12 protein-coding genes are annotated in these 14,534 nt (G+C 70.0%); 4 read left to right on the top strand and 8 right to left on the bottom strand.

The window, feature by feature from the left end; translation table 11 throughout:
• Window positions 1-163: 163 nt before the first annotated feature.
• Both ACQE3M_RS00875 and ACQE3M_RS00870 read left to right on the top strand, forming a co-directional pair.
• Window positions 164-2,464 carry a hydrogenase iron-sulfur subunit gene (locus tag ACQE3M_RS00875; protein ID WP_430503577.1) on the top strand — a complete coding sequence of 767 codons (2,301 nt, stop codon included), beginning with the start codon at window positions 164-166 and terminating at the stop codon, window positions 2,462-2,464.
• On the top strand, window positions 2,461-3,093 hold the full coding sequence (locus tag ACQE3M_RS00870) for a TorD/DmsD family molecular chaperone (protein WP_430503576.1): 633 nt from the start codon (window positions 2,461-2,463) through the stop codon (window positions 3,091-3,093). The genes ACQE3M_RS00875 and ACQE3M_RS00870 overlap by 4 nt, the downstream gene beginning before the upstream one ends.
• 120 nt (window positions 3,094-3,213) lie before the next feature.
• On the opposite strand, the gene ACQE3M_RS00865 is transcribed toward ACQE3M_RS00870, so the two are convergent.
• The 5 genes from ACQE3M_RS00865 to ACQE3M_RS00845 all read right to left on the bottom strand — a co-directional run bounded on the left by ACQE3M_RS00865 (window position 3,214) and on the right by ACQE3M_RS00845 (window position 7,652).
• Entirely contained in the window at window positions 3,214-3,360 is a 147-nt protein-coding gene (locus ACQE3M_RS00865) for a hypothetical protein (protein ID WP_430503575.1), read from the bottom strand.
• A 515-nt stretch (window positions 3,361-3,875) separates the two neighbouring features.
• Entirely contained in the window at window positions 3,876-4,244 is a 369-nt protein-coding gene (locus ACQE3M_RS00860) for a hypothetical protein (protein ID WP_430503574.1), read from the bottom strand.
• Between the two features lie 117 nt (window positions 4,245-4,361).
• The gene (locus ACQE3M_RS00855; RefSeq protein WP_430503573.1) at window positions 4,362-4,628 is read right to left on the bottom strand and encodes a hypothetical protein; all 267 of its coding nucleotides are present in this window, start codon (window positions 4,626-4,628) and stop codon (window positions 4,362-4,364) included.
• Between the two features lie 167 nt (window positions 4,629-4,795).
• A complete protein-coding gene (locus ACQE3M_RS00850) occupies window positions 4,796-5,794 on the bottom strand; it encodes a DUF7124 domain-containing protein (protein WP_430503572.1) in 999 nt (332 codons plus the stop codon).
• Entirely contained in the window at window positions 5,787-7,652 is a 1,866-nt protein-coding gene (locus ACQE3M_RS00845) for an aldehyde ferredoxin oxidoreductase family protein (protein WP_430503571.1), read from the bottom strand. The genes ACQE3M_RS00850 and ACQE3M_RS00845 overlap by 8 nt, the downstream gene beginning before the upstream one ends.
• Before the next feature lie 256 nt (window positions 7,653-7,908).
• On the opposite strand from ACQE3M_RS00845, the gene ACQE3M_RS00840 reads away from it, so the two are divergent.
• Window positions 7,909-8,580: a molybdenum cofactor guanylyltransferase gene (locus ACQE3M_RS00840; RefSeq protein ID WP_430503570.1), complete on the top strand. Its 672-nt coding sequence runs from the start codon at window positions 7,909-7,911 to the stop codon at window positions 8,578-8,580.
• A gap of 74 nt (window positions 8,581-8,654) precedes the next feature.
• Here ACQE3M_RS00840 and ACQE3M_RS00835 read toward each other — a convergent pair whose 3' ends face one another.
• From ACQE3M_RS00835 to yqeC, 3 genes are all read right to left on the bottom strand, one after another.
• The gene (locus ACQE3M_RS00835; protein WP_430503569.1) at window positions 8,655-9,401 is read right to left on the bottom strand and encodes a DUF7345 domain-containing protein; all 747 of its coding nucleotides are present in this window, start codon (window positions 9,399-9,401) and stop codon (window positions 8,655-8,657) included.
• A 66-nt stretch (window positions 9,402-9,467) separates the two neighbouring features.
• Entirely contained in the window at window positions 9,468-10,349 is an 882-nt protein-coding gene (locus ACQE3M_RS00830) for a DUF7096 domain-containing protein (RefSeq protein WP_430503568.1), read from the bottom strand.
• Between the two features lie 1,035 nt (window positions 10,350-11,384).
• The gene (gene yqeC, locus ACQE3M_RS00825) at window positions 11,385-12,164 is read right to left on the bottom strand and encodes a selenium cofactor biosynthesis protein YqeC (protein ID WP_430503567.1); all 780 of its coding nucleotides are present in this window, start codon (window positions 12,162-12,164) and stop codon (window positions 11,385-11,387) included.
• 171 nt (window positions 12,165-12,335) lie between these two features.
• Here yqeC and ACQE3M_RS00820 point away from each other — a divergent pair, with 171 nt between their 5' ends.
• Window positions 12,336-14,486 carry a prolyl oligopeptidase family serine peptidase gene (locus ACQE3M_RS00820; RefSeq protein WP_430503566.1) on the top strand — a complete coding sequence of 717 codons (2,151 nt, stop codon included), beginning with the start codon at window positions 12,336-12,338 and terminating at the stop codon, window positions 14,484-14,486.
• Window positions 14,487-14,534: the final 48 nt, after the last annotated feature.

Genomic DNA, 14,534 nt, shown 5'->3' with positions numbered 1-14,534 from the left:
TTGCCAATGTTTCCGGTCGGGGGTGCAACAAATCGCCATACACGACGGCGACTAGTAAAGGATCCAATACGTTGTTAACTTATGCCACGGGCTTATAAACTACGGCCGGCCGCACCCGGAAAGAGGGTAAGCCCTTTCCCGGTGCTCGCGTAATCTCACACTGATGAAAACGGGGACATTCGTCTGCTCGTGTGCAGACACTTGCGATATCGACCTCGAGGACGCCAGGGAGGGCGTCCAGGGCGTCGACGTCGCCGCCAGCTCACAGATGCTCTGTGGGGACGGGCTGGAGGGGATGGAAGCGGTGATCGAGGAACACGAGCTCGACCAGCTCGTCATTTCGTGTCCGGAACCCGGCGTCCAGGAGTCGCTCCGCGAGACCGCCGCGGACCACGGGCTCCATCCGGACGCCGTCGAGTTCGTCGACCAGCGGGAGGGCGCCGGCTGGGTCCACGAAGAGGGGCCGGCGACGGACAAGACCGCGCGCCTGCTCAACGCCGCATCCGCGGGCCTCGAACACGAGGCCTTCGGCAGCGACCACACCGAGGAGGCCGGCGACGAGGTCATGGTCGTCGGCGACCCGGAAACCGCCGTCGCGCTCGCCGAGGAGGCCGACGTCACGCTCGTCGCCGACGGCGAGGAGCTCGCGGGGGCCGCCGACCTCGACGAGGTCACCGTCGAACGCGGGCGCCCCGTCGGCGTCGACGGTCGCTTCGGGGAGTTCACGGTCGAGCTCCAGGCCGGCGTCACCGAGGACTGTATCTCCTGTATGAAGTGTCTCGAACAGGGGCCGGACGACCACATGACCGCGCGCCCGGTCGACATCGAGCCCAACGCCCCGCGCGGCGAGTGGGAGGAGTGCTGTCCGGTCGACGCCATCGAGGTCGACGGCGTCGCCCGCGAGATCGAGGTCGACCAGGTCGTCTGGCCGGCCGCGACGAACCAGACCCGCGGCGGCCGCGTCGGCTTCTACACCGGCCCGGTCGACGCCGGCACCATCTCCGCGGTCACCTCCATGCTCGGCGGCGTCTCGAAGCCCGACCACCTCGACCTCGCCATGGACGTCTGCGCCTCCGGCGCCTCCAGCAAGGTCGGCTGTAACGAGTGCGTGGAAGCCTGCCCGCACGACGCCGTCGAGCGCCCGCGCGTCGACGAGGTCGAGTTCGACAAGACCGCCTGCCAGAACTGCGGCGCCTGCACGTCGTCGTGCCCGACCGGTGCCGTCCAGCTGAGCGAGCCGTCCAACGAGCGTATCGCTCGCGAGGTCGAGGCACTCATGGAGCCGACCGTCGACGACGACGGCGGCTGGCTCTTCGGCGGCAGCAACGAGGGCATCGAGTCGCCCATCGTCGCCTTCGTCTGCTCCGAGCGCGCCGCGGAGGCCCTCTCGGAGTTCGGCCAGCGCGCGGCCGCCGGCGACGACGTGAACTACCCGCCGATCCTCCCCGTCAACGTCAACTGTACGGACACGGTCGGCGAGGGCCACGTCATGCACGCGCTCGCGGCCGGCGCCGACGGCGTCGCCATCGTCGGCTGTGGCGGCTCCTGTCTCCACTCCGGTCCCGACCCGAAGGCCGAACTCGTCGACCGCCTGAACACGGCGACGCGGGACCTCGGAATCGGCAAGCGCGTCGAGTTCTTCGCGCCGGACCGCGAGGAGCCCGCCGCCTTCGAGCAGGAGCTCGGCCGGTTCGTCGTCGAGACGCTCGACCCGTCCCCGGTCCCGGCCGGCTCCCACGAGGCGACCGGCCGGATCGACGTCGACGCCAGCGGCACGCCAGACGGCGCGGCCGTGACGGACGGCGGCGTCGCTGCCGGCTCGGTCGACGGCACGCCGCCGCGCCCGAACCCGGACTTCGACAACCACGCCTGGACGCTGGAGAGCGTCCGCTCGATCCTCGAGCACGTCGAGCCGGAGCGAAACGTGATCCGCGGCCTCGAGGGCTTCGGCAACGTCGAGGTCTCGGACGCCTGCACGCTGACGCCGACGTGTTCGAACATGTGTCCGACGGACGCCCTCGCGCGCGACGAGGAGACCGCGGACCTGCGCTTCAACCACGAGCTCTGCGTCAACTGCGGGCTCTGTGAGGAGGGCTGCGTCGAGGACGCCATCGAGGTGGAGGAAGGACTCCACCTCGACCTGCTGCCGGAGAACAACGGCGGCGACCCCTGGACGACCGTCTTCGACGGCGAAATGCGCGAGTGCACCATGTGCGGCACACCTTTCACCTCGGAGGGCTCCGCTGCAAAGGTGCAAGAGGAAGTCGGCGACCTGGTGACCGGCATGGCGCCGGACGGACGGAACATCTTCGAGTACTGTAACGACTGTCGCGCCCGGATCCTGTTCGACCAGGGCGACGGCCCCGACACCGGCCCCGGCGGCCAGGGGTCGGCGCCGGGCGAGCCCGGCCCGGGGGCGAATCCGGGTGAGCCGGGTTCGGGGTCCGGAGGTGAGGGCCAATGAGCGTCGACCAGACCGCGCTGTACGAGGCGCGCTTAGAGCTGGTGAACTTCCTCGTCGACGTGTACGCCGACTACCCGCCGATCGAGCTGCTCGAGCGCCTGCTCGAGAAGGACTTCACCATCCCGGACGGCGAGGTGTCCGACGAGCTGGACGCCGGCTTCGAGGCCCTGGAGCGGTTCGCGGAGGAGAACGCGGACCGGACGGCCGAGGAGGTTCGCGAGGACCTCGAGGTCGAGTACACGCGCGTGTTCGTCGGCCCGCGCCCGCCGGTGCAGCCGCACGAGACCTACTACCGCGAGGACACGGACTTCCGCGGCGCGGGCCTCGCGAAGGTCGAAGCCAGCTACAACGCGGCCGGCTGGACGCCGCCCGAGGACTACCCCGAGGAGGACGACCACGTCGCCGTCGAGCTCGCCTTCCTGCGCTACCTCGTCAAGCGCCAGCGGAGCGGCGACGAGGAGGCGTTCGGCTTCCAGCGCGTCTTCCACGACGAGCACCTCTCCCACTGGATCGACGACATGGCCGCGGACGTCGTCGAAACCACGGACGAGACGCTCTACGAGGCCGCCGGCCACCTGCTCGCCGGCTACGTCGGGTTCGAGGACGAGATTTCCGACCAGATGGTCTAACCGGCGCTCGCGAGGCGCTCTGTCGGTGAGGTTTTTAAAGGTGCAGTCACTCTCGGAGCGCAGCCGCCCGCGGAGCGCAGTCGCTACCGAGCGTGGAAAGCGAAAGAAACAGCCGCGTCGTCAGTCGTCGTCGATGAGGTCCGAGAGGTCGATGTCACCGTCGACCTCGTCGTCGTTGATCTCGTGGGGCGCCGTGTGGGTCCAGGTCTCGTAGCCGTCGATCTCCTGCACCGCCGCGTTGGGTTTCCATTCCGTGAAGTTGTTCATACTCGTTCAATCTGCGTCAGAGGGTATAATTCTTTCCCGCTATTCGCGATCTGTCGTCGAGTTGGCGTATTCGGCGGGTTTTGGGGCTCTGGTGGCGCAGTGACCGGGCTCTCCAACGTACATCCTGATCGGATACGTTCGCAACGTTGACAGCGACACCGCTCGGTACCCGTCGATTGGTGGTTGGGTGTCATCGCTAGCGATACTACTCGGCATGCCCAGAAAGTCCCAGTCGCTGAACGGTCGCACTTATAAATACGGTAGACGTCGCCCGCGACACCACTCAGCATGCCCAGAAAGCCTCAGTCGCTGAGTCGGTCGTGGTTATAAATGGAGTTGGCTATAGTCGTCGCCACCACTCGGTATACCCAGAAAGCCCCAGCCGCTGAGCGCTCGCGGGCTTCCGAGGTGTTCGCGGCGCCGTCAAGCCCAATAGCGACCGCAGGTTTAAATACCGCTTTAAGATAACAGAGAAGATTGCCGGGCTGAGAAGGAACCCCAGATCCAACCGAGAGTTACGCGTCGAAGTCCGGGTTGGGATCGAACTCCGCGGTCGCCCCGGTGTCGTCCTCGGGCGTCTTCGTGTCGTCCGAGAGGAACGCCCCGGCGAACAGGTCGACGTACATCGACAGGACGGTCTCGGGGTCGATGCCGGCGTCCTCGGCCTGCTCGCTCAGGAACGCGTACAGGCCGTCGCTCGGGTCGTAGACGAGGTGGCCGTCGTCGAGTTCGAACTCCACCTCCGTGGAGTTGGTAACCAGGTGCTCGATCTCCAAGAGCGCCTGCTCGGCCTTCGACTCGAGGGCGGCCTCCTCGGTCATGACGCGCTCTTCGGCCCACTCATCGGCAGCTTCGTGAAAACGGTCGGATAGGTGTACTCGCATAGTCGGAATCTGGCGCGCCGAACGTCGGACGCGCTCGGTGTAATGACGACTACGACGACGGTGACTGATAGGGGCGTCGGGTCGGTCGTCGAGTTAGTCGTCAGCTCGGTCGTCGAGTTATTCGGCGCTCTCGGGCGGCCACTCCTCGGGCGCGGGGTCGTCCTCGGCCAGCGTGCCGTAGGTCGTGAGCGCGAGCCCGAAGACGATCGCGAGCGCGATGAGTCCGACGACGCCACCGACGCCGTGCTGTCCAACCCAGTTATCCAGGGTCAACGGACCCATACTCGTGGCCACGTTGATGAACGTCAGAACCGTCCAGATGGCGAAGGCGACGACTCCGCCGAGGACGAACTTGTTGTGCTGGAACGCGTTGCGCATCGACATAACGTCCGTGTCATCGGCTACCATCCTCTAAACGCTTTGGATGCAGACCGCAGAACACCCGGGTGGGCCCGGCGTCTCACCGCGATCTCGTCCGGCGAGGTTTAAAAGCATCCCGCTCGCTGCGGTTCGCTCTGCTTCTCGCCCCATTCCTCGCTCCGCCGCTCGCGCTACTCCTCGCGCTGCCAGTCCGCCTTCTCCGCGGCGGACTCGAAGGGGATGAACTCCCAGCCGGCTTCCTCCGCGATCCACTCGTCCTCGGGCGTGCCGACGAGGACCATCCGCTCCGCGTAGAACATCGACGTCTCGCCGATGTTCGCCAGCCGCTCCGCGGGCCCGGTGCCGGTCCCGTTGAAGAAGTCGGCGTCGACGGTGTTCTCGCGCTGGAACTGGTTGATGACGGGCGCTTTTACCTCGCCGACGATGCCGATCCAGTCGGCCCACTCGCGCGCCTTCGCGACGGTGAGCTGCGGGTCCGACAGCTGCGTCATCGCGTTGTAGGAGATGGCCATCGTCATGTCGTCGACGCCGCCGCCGTGGGGGCCCTGTGCCTCGGCTTGCCCGGCTTCGACGGCCTTCCGCGCCTCGTTCGTGCCGACCTCGGGGTTTCGGCCCTCGGGCGTTCCCGGCGCGGCGTCGCCGTCGTCGGCCGCACCGCCGCCAGCCGCAGCCGACCCGCCGCCCGACTGCCTGCGCGCGGCCTCGGAGGGGCCCGCACCCGGGCCCGCACCGCCCGCGTCCGACGGCACGCCGACCGGGCTGTCGTCGTTCTCGCGCGGGACGCGCGGGATGGCACCGCGGTCGTCATCGGCCGCCGCGTGCGACGTGGTATCCTCGTCGGCGGTGGCGTCGTCCGCGGCGTCAGCGTCGGCATCGGCGGCGGCGTTGGCGGCGCCGGTATCGGAGTCAGCGTCCGCACCGGCAGCGTCGCCGGCGGCGTCGCCGGCGGCGTCGCCATCGGTCGTCCCGGTGCTATCGATCTGGTCCACGTCCGCCGCCATCCGGCGCGAAACGCCGGATTCCGCGGGGTTGTAGTCGGGTTCGTCCGGCTCCGCGTCCGGGTCGCCGTCCCCCTGCCAGAACCAGTCGCCGCGGCTGGCGTCGGGCTCGTCGTCCGCGTCGTCGCTACCGCTGAGCTCGTCGAGGTCGATCCGGTTGGTATCAGTCATGGTCGTTGGTCCGCTCCGATGTCCGGTCGAAAGCAGTACTGGCCGCGTCCCCCGCGTCGCCGACCGGCGTCGCCCCGTCGCGGAGCGCCGCCAGGTCGAGCCGGTCGAGCGTCGCCGCGGTCGGGAGCCCGTCGGCGCTCCAGCCGCGAGCGTGGTAGTAGGCGTCGAGCAGGTTCTCGAAGGCGTCGGGGTCGATCCGCTCGCCCTCGGCCGGGCCGTCCGCGATGGGCTCGCGGAGCGGCTCGGGCAGCACGTCGTCGCCGCGGTCGGCCCCCTCGCGGGCGTTGAACAGCCGGACGAGCGTCCAGATGCGCTCGCCGGTCCGGCGGAGCGCGGCCGGCTCCGTAGGGTAGTCGATGCCGGTCGACTCGGCGAGGGCCGTCATGAACGTCGCGCCGCAGTCCTGCCACATCGTCTCGCCGGCGAAGTCGTCGGCGACGAGGCTCCAGAGGACCGAGCGCGTGTCCTGGGCGGCGACGACGGCGGTCACGCGTTCGTCGCGGTCCCACGCGTCGAACACCTCGCGCTCGATCGGCCGCGCGCGGCGGTGGCAGGCGCCGCGGTCGCTCGTCGCGTACGCCAGCGCCATCCCGGCGGCGGCGCGGGGGTCGTACGCCGGCAGCTCCATCGATTTGACCGTCGGGATCGTGTCCGCGCCGAACTCCGCGGCCGCGGCGTCGACGCCCTCGCGGAGCGCGGCGGCGACGGCGGGGTCGATCGACGAGGACCCCGCGGCATTCTCCCCTTCCGCGATCGCCTTTATAAGTGCCTGCGCGGAGTCCGGGTCGCCGAATTCGACGTCGGCGTCGACGGCGCCTTGCTCGGCCGCGCGGACGGTCCACGCCACCGCGTTGCCGGCGGTAATCACGTCGACGCCGAGCCGGTCGCAGAGCTCGCCGAGGGCAGCAACCGCGTCGAAATCGTCGACGCCGAGGCCCGCACCGAGCGTCATCGGCGTCGCGCCGCGCGGCACCGTCTCGCCCTCGTCGGTCTCGATCCGGAAGCCGCCCGGAACCGCTTCGTCGGGGTTCTCGCGGCCGACCGAGGCTTCCTGTGCCGCCCCGATGCCGACGTCGTCGGCGGCGTCGAACTGCCCCTTCTGCCAGCCCTCCGTCGCCAGCGCGCCGACCTCGTTCGCGAAGTCGATCGACTCGAGCGTCTCGCCCGCGGCCTGCCAGCGCCCGGTGTCGTCGGCGGCGTAGTCCGCGGTGTACTCCTCGCGGAGCGTCGCGAGCGCCTCGGTCGGCGGTTCGGCGGGGCCGTCGTGCGCGAGGACGGCCTTCAGCCCCTTCGCGCCCATCACCGCGCCGGCGCCGCCGCGGCCCGCGTGGTGGTCGCCGGCGTCGGAGGCGATCGTCGCGTACGCGACCTCGCGCTCGCCGGCCGGGCCGACACAGGCGACGGCCGCATCCGGGTGCGCCTCGGCCGTCTCGACCGTGTCGGCGCCCCAGGTCTCGGCCGGTTCGATCGTCGCGTCGCCCTCGCTGATCTCGATCCGGACCGGCTCGTCGCTCTCGCCGGTGACGAGCAGCGCGAGGCAGTCGTCCAGCGAGCCGGCGAGTCGCGCGGCGAAGTCGCCGCCGGCGTACGAGTCCAGGAACAGGCCGGTCAGCGGCGACTTGGTGACGGCGGCGTACCGCTGTTCGCCCGGGAGCGCCCCGGACAGCGGGCCGACGCAGAACGCGAGGAGGTTCTCGGGCCCTCGCGGGTCGGTGCCGGCGTCGAGCTCGTCGTAGAGGTAGCGCGCGCCGAGGCCCTTCCCGCCGAGGACACGGCGTCGCCAGGCCTCGGGAACGGGCTCCCGCTCGACGGTGCCCGCGGATAGATCCGCCCGCAGAACGTGTGTGCGCCCTCCCATCTGATCGCTTGCTACTCGCTCGGTACATATATGCTCGTGGGGTTAGCCCGGGCAGTGCCGGCAAGAACCGAAAGATGACAGTCGGGTCGCATTGGCACGCCGACCGGTTGGCGGGGCCGCGAGCGATGGCGCGAGCGGTGGCGCAAACGATGCCGCGAGCAGCGGCGTGAGCAACGACGCGAGCAGTGGCGCGCCCCGGGCGGTCGCCTCGCTCGCGTGCGACACGTCTTTGCCTCGCCACCGCCGACTCCCGGCCATGCCTACCGGAGCCATCGTCGCCGGCGGCCGCTCGACGCGCTTCGGCGACGCGGACAAGGCCGTCGCCGAGCTGGCCGGCGTGCCGATGATCCGCCGCGTCGCGGACCGACTCGCCGGCGTGGCCCCACCCGTCGACCCCGGCGGCGCGGCCGCCAGCGACGGCGAACCGGTCGTCGACGACCTCGTCGTCAACTGCCGCCCGGACCAGCGCGAGGCCATCGGCGCGGCGATGGAGGGCTACCCCCTCGACGTGACCTACGCCGAGGACGACGAACCCGACCTCGGCCCGATGGCCGGCATCCGGAACGCCTGCCGAGCCGCCTCGGACGAGTACGTCTTCGTCGTCGCCTGCGACATGCCGTTCGTCGACCCGGGCTTCGCCGCACACCTGCTCGACCTCGCGGCGGGCCGGGACGCCGCCGTCCCGCAGCTCGAGGACGAGTGGTTCCAGACGACCCAGGCCGTCTACCGGGCGACGCCGATGGCCGACGCCTGCGACGAGGCCCTCGATGCGGGCAAGCGGAAGATCATCGAGCCGCTGTTTACGCTCGACCACGCCGTCGTCAGCGACGCGGAGATCCGCGCGGAGACGACCGAGCACACGTTCACGAACGTCAACACGCAGGACGAGCTGGACGAGGCGGAGATGGAGTACCAGCGCGTCGTCTGAGGGGTCGCACCCCTTTTAAGTGCAATAATCGCTCGACGATTCAGCGTGAGAAAACAGCGACCGCAAGCCGCGCGTTACTGCCGCCGAACGGCGGCCAGCGCCGCAGCGAGCAGGGCGACGAGCGCGAGCGCCGGCCCGAAGCCGGGCGCGCTATCGCCGGCGTCAGCCGGGCTAACGTCAGCCTCGGTCGTCTCGGCCGCCGTCGTCGCCGTCGGCTCGTCGCTCTCGGCGAACGTCAGCTCGAAGCCGGAGAGGTCGGTGCCGGCTTCCCAGATGACGGCGCCGTGGTCGGTCGCCGCTGGGTCGACCGCGGACGACGAGAGCTCGTAGCCGTCGGGCGCGACGACCACGAACTGCTGGTCGGGCTCGAAACCGCTCGCGAACGGCTCGGTCACGGTGACCTCGCCGTCAGCGACGCTCGCGAGGCCCGTCCACTCGGCCGAGAGCTCGACGATGCCCGTGTCGTCCGTCGTCGAGAGCTCGATCGAGCCGTTGGAGACGGCCATCTCGCGGCCGGTCTCGTTCTCGGCGTTCCCCGCGACGTCCGCGAGCCTGGAGACGTAGCGCTCGCGGTAGTCGGTTTGCGCCTCCTCGTCGTTCTTCAGGTCCTCGAAGGCCGCCTTCTCGTCGTCGGTCGTCAGGTCGTACGTGAGTCGGAGCGTCACCGTCGCGTCGCCCTCGGCGTCGAGGTCGACGACGAACGCCTGCCCGGTCGACTCGTGAGCCGTCGCCGTCCCCGCCCCGAACGCGGGGACCGCGACGAGACCGACGACCACGAGTGCAGCCAGCACGCCCGAAGTCAGTCGCGTCCGGTCAGTCATGTGTCCCGACTTCTACCCGGAGTGCCCTTTTCAGTGTCGGCCGCGCGTCGCGACGGGGTCCCGTGATCAGGCGCCATCCTCACCGTCGGTGCCGGAGGTGTCCGTGCCCGTCTCCGTTCCGTCGGTGTCGTCGTCGCTGGTGCCGTCATCGCTGGTGCCGTCGCCGTCGCCGCTACCGTCATCAGTACCGTCGCCACTACCGTCTCCGTCGCTCGTGCCGTCACCAGCGCCGTCGCCAGCATCGTCACCAGCACCGTCGCCGGCACCGTCACCGCTGCTGTCCTCGGCGTCCTCGGTTTCGTCGCGGTCGCCGGCCTCGCCGCGCTCGCCGACATCGTCGGGCGCGCCGCCGGCCTGCCCGGTGCGCTCGCCGGCGATGCTCTTCGCGATCTCGGCGACCTCACCGCCGCTCAGCTCGCTCGCGTTCTCCTGGAGCTGCTGGATAGCGCTCGCGTTGATGCCCTGCTCCTCGAGGACCGAGGTCGGGATCCCCTCGGTCGCGTTCGCGGACTGGTTCGTCGTCTGCTTGATCGACGCCGTCTCGGCGGCGATCTTCGCCATCTTCGCCTTGTACTGGCCCTCGCTGATGTTGCCGGCCGCGCGCTCCTCCTTCAGCTCCTGCTTCCGCTCCTGGAGCTCGGCGAGGCGCTCGCGGTTCCGCTCGAGCTGCTTGGCGACGACCTCGGCCTTCGACTCGTTGGTCGTCGCGTTCGCGACCGCGTGCCCGAACGCGCGGGACTCGATCGATCCCTCGATCTCGGACTCCTGCACGCCGACGACGGCGCTCAGCTGCGTGCCGGGCGCGACGTCGCTCTCGTTCGTCTCGTTCTGTGCGTCCACCGCGTTCGTGGTGCCGACGTCGCCAGCGCCCAGCGCTGCCGCGGGGCCGACGCCCACGGCCGCGATAAGCGTGACCAGCGCCAGCGTGATTGCCACGGTTCGCTTCATTACATCCCAACCAACGACCGAGAACGGGATATAAAGTCAAGTCAGTCAGCCCGGTTTAGCGAAATTTAAACCGGTTTAAATCGCTGTACAGCGGTGTGTTCGTCGGTTTGTATTCCCTCGTTGAAACGAACGTGTCTGGAACGGGATTGAACGGCTGGCAGACCATCAGCCGTTGCTGTTTATATATCGAGTTCAATGGTGCAGACGCTGCTGCGCTCGACAGCACCGCAAACGTCCAGAAAGCCCTCGGCCGCTCCTGTTTATAAGTCGGACGGACAGGAGCAGACGCTGCTACACTTGACAGCACCGCAAACACCCAGAAAGCCCTCGGCCGCTCGCGGTCGCTGCACGACATATCCACGGCTCTCCGCACCGCCCGCCGTGGATAGGGGTCGTTGCAGCGACTCCCCTGCGGCGCGACCGGCCATCGCCCTTTCAGTCCGCCAGGGCAGCAACCGCGACGGCAACGGCGACCGCAACGCGACCGCACAGCTACCGCATGCCTCAGCCCTCCCCAGCCTCGGCCGGCGCCGGTACCGCACCGCCGCGGCGCCGGCCTCCCTCGCACGCGTTGCTCGCGCGCGCCACCACACATGTGCGCCGCGACCGCCCGGCAACCGCCGCGAGCGGCGCCCCGGCCACCACTCCCGGGCGGGACTGAAAGGGGCAGCCACTGAGCGGGACGCCCTGCGAAGTAAGCACCGCAGCCGACGAACGAGCGACCGAAGGGAGCGAGAGAGACGGCGAGGCGCGCAGCGAGCAGCGCGGCCGCTCAGCGGCTGGGGCTTTCTGGAGGTGCCGAGTGGTGTCGCTGGCGTCGTGAGACGCCCTTATTTATAAGCGCGACCGGTTAGCGGCTGGGGCTTTCTGGGCGTGCCGAGTGGTGTCGCTCGCGACGTTAGCCGACCTTATTTATAAGCATGAGCGCTCCGCGACCGGGGCTTTCTGGGCACGCTGAGCGGTGTTGCAAGCAGCAACGGTAGCCGAACGACGGAAGAACCACGAAGGATTCGGAGAATCGCCAAACCCGACCGACTATGCTTCGACCACGTCCACGACGTCGCCCGCAGCAAGGTGGCCGAGGACGAGGTGTGGTACCTCGGGGACCTCGGCACCAGCGTCACGTCGCTCGTCGAGGCGGTCGAAGAACGCGTCGGCGACGGCGCGCGCGACGGACTCGTCGTCGGCGTCGTCGACCTTGTTGACGAGCGGGATCACCGTCGCGCCCGCGGGGATCCGCTTCAGGCCGCCGTCGTCGCTCGCGAGGACCGTCGCGACGAGTTCGGGCGTGATCTCGTCGCCGACGGCGACGTCGAGGCCGGCGTCGGCCGCGAGCTGGGCGACGAGCTCGGGCCGGTGCACCATCGCCTCGTCCAGCGGCTCGCCAACGGCGTGGGCGCTGGCGATGGGGACGACGACGTCCGTTTCGACCGGGATCTGCGGCTCCGTGTCCTTCGGCGCCTTGAAATCGCGCATCCGGGCGCCGTCCGACTTGATCAGCACCGGGCCGTCGTGGGCCGCGATGATATCGTCGACGCCAGTCGCGTCGTAGCCGTAGTACCGTTCCTCGCTCTCGCGTTCGGGCACGAGGCCGAGGGGGAAGTCCCCGGAGTCGGCCGCGGCGAGCTCGTCCAGCGGCGATTCCGTGACGGCCACACGGGCGACGTGCTGGTCGAAGATCGGGATGCGCACGGCCGCGGTGACGACGGCGCGGTCGAGCCGGTCGGCGAGCGCGTACATCGTCGTCTTCTTGCCGCCCGCGCCGACCACCGCGACGGCGGCATCCTCCGCACGGAACGCCTCGACGAGATTCATACCCGGGGTTGCGCCCGGGCTCTTAAGGCGTTATCGGGGTCGTCGCGGTCGCTCGCCCGCTCGTCGGCCTGTCTGGTCGGCCGCTCTCACGCCGCCGGCACCCACACGCCGCCGGCGTCCACAGGCTTCCGGCGCCCACACGTTTTAGGCGGGCGACGGCAAGCGTCGGGCATGGAACCCCCCGAAACCCCGCGCCGTCCCGTTACCGAGGAGCTGCACGGGACGGAGGTCACCGACCCCTATCGCTGGCTCGAGGCCGACGACGAGGAGGTCGCCGCCTGGACCGACGCGCAGAACGAGCACACCGAGTCCGTCCTCGCCGGCCAGACGCGCGACGCGCTCGAGGCCGACTTCGCCGACCTGGCGCAGTCCGCCGACTACGGGACCCCGACGCCAGCTGGCGACTACGTGCTCCAGCACGTCCGGGAGCCGGACGCGGAGCAGCCCTCGCTCGTCGTCCGCGACGACCCGGAGGGCGAGGCCCGCGTCCTTGCCGACCCCGAGGACTGGGAGGCCGACGTCGTCTCCATCGACTGGTTCGTCCCCGCGGAGGACGGCGACCTGGTCGCGTTCGGCGTCGCCGTCGGCGGCACCGAGCAGTACGACGTCCACGTCGCCGACCTCGACACCGGGGAGACGATCGAGGTCGTGTCGGACGTCGGCCGCGGCGTCGGCACCGGCGGCCTCGCCTGGACCGACGACGGCTTCTACTACGTCCGCACGGGCAGCGCCGACGTCCCGGATCACGAGGCCGGCGAGGACGGAGCATCCGACGCCGACGGCCAGCTCGACAAGTCGGTCCGGTTCCACGAGCTCGGCGCGGCCCCGAGCGAGGACCGGCTCGTCACCGACGACGTACGCGAGACGGTCTGGCCCTCGCTGGCGACGGCGGGCGACGTGCTCGTCGCGACGTTCTCCTCCGGCTGGGACCGATCGGACGTCTACGCGCTCGACGCCGACCCGACGGATCCGGACGCCGCCCTCGACCTCTCTCCGGTCCTCACCGGCTACGACGCCGTCTTCGAGCCGACCCTCCACGACGGCGTCTGCTACGTCCGAACCGACTACGGCGCGTCGCGCTCGCGCGTGCTGGCCGCACCGCTCGATGCACTCGTCAAGAACGACGACAACGACGGGTCCGACGGCGCTGCTGACCCCACCGATAGCCTCGCGATCGACGACCTCGCGGAGCCGATCCCCGAATCGGACGCCGTGCTTCGCGAGATCGCCGCGACCGGAGACCGAATCCTCGCACACTACCACCGCGACGCGCAGTCGGAGCTGGAGGTGTTCGGGATCGGCGGCGACGGTGACGACGGAGTCGACGCCAGCGTTCCGCCCGTCGACCACGAGCGGTCCGTCGACCTCGACGCCTTCAGCTCCGTCGAGGAGGTCGAAACGGACGACGGGGCGGCGTTCTTCCGCTCCCAGTCGTTCGACCGGCCCGCGAGCGCGCAGGCCGTCGACCTCTCGACCGGGGACGTGCGGACGCTCCAGTCGCCCGACGTCGCGTTCGACGTCGACGTCGAGGTCTCCCAGGTGTGGTTCGAATCGGCGGACGGGACCGAGATCCCCGCGTTCGTCGTGCGACGCGAGGACGTCGCCGCCGACGGCGACAACCCCGCGCTGTTAACGGGCTACGGGGGCTTCCGCGTCAACCGGACGCCGGTCTTCGACCGCTATCTCGCGCCGTTCCTCGACGCCGGCGGCGTGTTCGTCCTGGCGACGCTGCGCGGCGGGACGGAGTACGGCGAGGCGTGGCACGAGGCCGGGCGCCGCGAGCACAAACAGCACGTCTTCGACGACTTCCTCGCCGTCGCCGAGGGGCTCGTCGACGAGGGCTGGGCCTCGGACGACCAACTGGCGATCACCGGCGGCAGCAACGGCGGGCTCCTCGTCGGCGCCGCGCTAACCCAGCGGCCCGAGCTGTTCAGCGCCGTCCTCTGTCGGGTGCCGCTGCTCGACATGCTCCGCTTCCACCGGTTCCTGCTCGGCGCCTCGTGGACGACGGAGTACGGGGATCCGGAGGAGCCCGAGGCGTTCGAGTGGCTCCACGACTACTCGCCGTACCACCACGTCGAGGCGACTGACTACCCGGCGACGCTGCTGACGACCGCCGCGGGCGACACGCGAGTCCACCCCTGCCACGCGCGCAAGACCGCGGCGCGGCTCCAGCACCGTACGACCGACGACGACCCGATCCTCCTGCGCGTCCACGACGACACCGGCCACGGCGTCGGGAAGCCGCGCTCGATGGTCGTCGCCGAGCAGGCCGAGCAGTGGACGTTCCTCGCACGCCACCTGGACGTCGACCTCGCCTGACGCGAGTACATCCGAAGCGCCGCCCGGAATCCGCCGAACGCGTTCGGG

Source organism: Halosubterraneus shenae (assembly GCF_050510935.1).
Taxonomy (GTDB): domain Archaea; phylum Halobacteriota; class Halobacteria; order Halobacteriales; family Haloferacaceae; genus JBDGPU01.
This window is presented reverse-complemented; position numbering and strand designations above follow the sequence as displayed.